This is a genomic window from Methylophaga sp. UBA5088 (assembly GCF_002414625.1).
Lineage (GTDB): Bacteria > Pseudomonadota > Gammaproteobacteria > Nitrosococcales > Methylophagaceae > Methylophaga > Methylophaga marina.
Map to the genome: position 1 here is coordinate 589 of NZ_DIAC01000027.1, position 3,301 is coordinate 3,889.

Annotated in this window: 3 protein-coding genes; all 3 read left to right on the forward strand. The window is 45.1% G+C overall.

Annotated elements, in window-relative coordinates; all coding sequences use genetic code 11:
* Window positions 1-131: 131 nt before the first annotated feature.
* The gene (locus B4K20_RS03420; RefSeq protein WP_286303566.1) at window positions 132-401 is read left to right on the forward strand and encodes an HPr family phosphocarrier protein; all 270 of its coding nucleotides are present in this window, start codon (window positions 132-134) and stop codon (window positions 399-401) included.
* Window positions 398-2,146 (forward strand): phosphoenolpyruvate--protein phosphotransferase, encoded by a 1,749-nt coding sequence (gene ptsP / locus B4K20_RS03425; protein WP_286303565.1) that lies wholly within the window; start codon window positions 398-400, stop codon window positions 2,144-2,146. The genes B4K20_RS03420 and ptsP overlap by 4 nt, the downstream gene beginning before the upstream one ends.
* A 176-nt stretch (window positions 2,147-2,322) precedes the next feature.
* A partial coding sequence (locus B4K20_RS03430; RefSeq protein WP_289281891.1) for a magnesium transporter occupies window positions 2,323-3,301 on the forward strand: 979 nt, incomplete at its 3' end.

Consider the following 3,301-nt stretch of genomic DNA (forward strand, 5'->3'; position numbering starts at 1 on the left):
GGTCTCAACCTTCCTATGCTGATACGTGTTTTGAATTACCCAGCCCTTAATTTAGAAGAGCTCGAAATAAAAGCGTTAAGTGGTGGACAAGAAGGCGTGGTTCGCTGTCATCACACAGGCTACTCAAGAAAATGATGACAAAAACATTCACAATAATTAATAAACTAGGGTTGCATGCCAGAGCTGCAGCTAAATTCGTCACAACGGCATCAGCTCACCAAGCAGACATTACCGTCTCAAGAGAAAACAGAACGGTGAATGGAAAAAGCATTATGGGTGTAATGATGCTGGCAGCCGCAAAAGGCTCTGAAATCACAGTCACTGCAGAAGGTGCAGATGCGGAACAAGCATTAGCCTCCTTGGATACCCTGATAAATGATTATTTTGGAGAAGGTGAATGACACTTGAGTTGCAAGGTATTGGCGTCTCTCGTGGCATTGCTATGGGCCGTGCCCATATTCTTTTTCATAATCAACCAGATGTTCGTGAATATCTCATACCGGCTTTTGCTATTGAACAGGAAGTGGATCGTTTTCTTGATGCCATTGATCAAGCAAAACAACAATTAAAATCCATTCGTAATCATATTCCAGCAAATGCCCCAGCTGATGTCACTTCTTTCATTGATACACATCTATTAATGTTAAGCGACTCTTCGCTGAATAAGATTCCGGTCGACATGATCCGTCAGCGCCGTTGTAATGCCGAATGGGCTTTGCAATTACAGCGTGACGCTTTGATCAATGTCTTTAATGAAATGGACGATCCTTATCTCCGTACACGCCGTGATGATGTGGATCATGTGGTCAACCGTATTCATCGTATTCTGGCAGATCAAGAAGTCGCTGATCACGAAATTCCTGATGGCCGGCTCAAGGGCCACATCATTATCGCCGAAGATCTGACCCCGGCAGATACCGTACTGATGCAACATCAGGGAATTGTGGCTTTTGTCACCGAACACGGTGGCGCGACATCTCACACAACTATCTTAGCGAGAAGTTTAGGTATTCCAGCCATCGTAGGTGTTGAGTCAGTCCGACGCTATGTACAGGATAACGAACCACTGATTGTCGATGGCGAGACAGGTGTGATGCTATTGGGGGCAGATGAACGCACCCAATTTGAATATGAAGGCAGATTGATTGCTTTCCGTGAGCATATCTCCTCACTCAGTCGATATAAATCTCAACCCACTAAAACACGTGATGGCAAATCCGTCACACTATTAGCTAATGCCGAATTGCCAGAGGATGTCACCACTATCAGTAGTGCCGGCGCTCAAGGTATAGGGCTTTACCGTACTGAGTTCTTATACATGAACCGGTTGTCCCCTCCTGAGGAGGAAGAGCAATTGTCAGCATACCGTGATGTGGTTGAAGGTATGAATAATCAGCCAGTCACCATACGTACCTTTGACCTTGGCGCAGATAAAACAGTCGATGGTGGACGCAACCTGAACCAGACGGTTGTGACCAATCCGGCACTGGGCATGCGTGCGATTCGTCTATGTTTGACTCAACCAACCATGTTTCGTACACAATTAAGAGCCATTTTGCGCGCCTCGGCCTATGGCAAAATCAAAATCATGTTCCCGATGATATCGACGGTGAATGAACTATTGCAGGCAAAAAACCTATTGGAACAGTGCAAGCAAGAATTAGATAAAGAACACCTCGAATACGATCATCACATTGAGGTGGGGGCGATGATTGAAGTGCCAGCGAGCGCAGTCTGTGCCGAAATTTTCGCACAGCATGTCGACTTTCTCTCGATTGGTACCAATGATCTCATCCAATATACACTTGCCATCGACCGTATAGATGATCACGTCAACTACCTTTACGACCCGCTGCACCCTGCTGTATTACGACTAATCTATATGACGCTGCAAGCGGGTAAACAGCACAATGTCGATGTATCTATGTGTGGTGAAATGGCTGGTGATCCACGCTATACCAGACTCTTACTTGCCATGGGCTTGGAAAACTTCAGTATGCATCCCAATGCCATACTTGAAGTGAAACAGGTGATAAATGAAACCAATTTGAGTGAATTACCACTCAACACATTGGATATCATGAATACAACTGACCCCTTAGCCCTTGATTTGTTATTAGAAGATATTAATGGCCCCAGTCACTAAGTTAGAAGGTAATAAACATTAGCAAGGCTGTAATGAATGATTTTGATAGGAAAAAATCTCACCAAATCAGAGTATTTCATTAGCCACAAGCTATCTCACGCTATCCAGTAAAGGCTAAGCAAGCTAAAATAAAGCCTAATCACAATCCTAAACACCTCCACCGTTGAGAACTGGATATGTCTGAGCTGGACCACGACCACGCCCTTAATCAATCAATCAATGCTTTATCCGATGCATTGCAAAGCGGACGTTTTGTCAGAATGCGTCGTTTACTGGCGGGCCTGCATCCGGCAGAAACAGCTCATTTACTTGAATCTTTACCACCTAACGAAAGAAAAATCTGCTGGCCCCTGATTAATCCCGATCTGCGTGGTGAGGTTCTATCCTATATTGGTGAAGAAGTCCGTACCGATCTGATGACGGATATGGACACGGCCGATCTCATCAATGCCACCGAAGACCTTGATACAGACGATATCGCCGATATTCTGCAGGATCTCCCCGATCATGTTGTGCATGAAATATTACGTGCGATGGACATTCAACACAGGCGTCGTGTTGAAGCCGTTTTAGCCTATGACGAGGATAGCGCCGGTGGTTTGATGAACACCGACGTCACCACCGTCAGGACGGATATCACCTTAGAAGTCGTTTTACGTTATTTACGTATGCTCGGTGAGTTACCGGAAAATACCGACAGCTTATACGTGGTTGACCACAATGATCACTACCTTGGCACGTTAAGGCTCTCTCAGGTTGTCAGTCGAAGTCGCTCATTATTGGTCAGTGAAGTCATGTCACATCAAGTGGATCCTATTCCAGCAAATATGACTGATCGTGATGTGGCAAGACGATTTGAAAAACATGACCTGATTTCTGCACCAGTGGTAGATAAAGATAACCGTCTACTTGGTCGTATCACGATTGATGACGTTGTAGACGTTATTCGTGATGAAGCAGAGCACTCCATGTTAAGCATGGCGGGCTTAGGCGAAGATGAAGATACTTTCGCAACAGTGAAAAAAAGCGTCAATCGCCGCTCCATCTGGCTCGCTGTTAACTTAATTACAGCTTTTCTTGCCTCATGGGTAATTGGTCTGTTTGAAACAACTATCCAAAAACAAGTCGCGCTGGCTGTTCTTATGCCAATCGTTG

What these genes read in the sequence shown, in the direction of transcription:
- B4K20_RS03420 (WP_286303566.1), top strand. Translation starts at nt 132, where the DNA reads ATGATGACAAAAACATTCACAATAATTAATAAACTAGGGTTGCATGCC.
- ptsP (WP_286303565.1), top strand. Translation starts at nt 398, where the DNA reads ATGACACTTGAGTTGCAAGGTATTGGCGTCTCTCGTGGCATTGCTATG.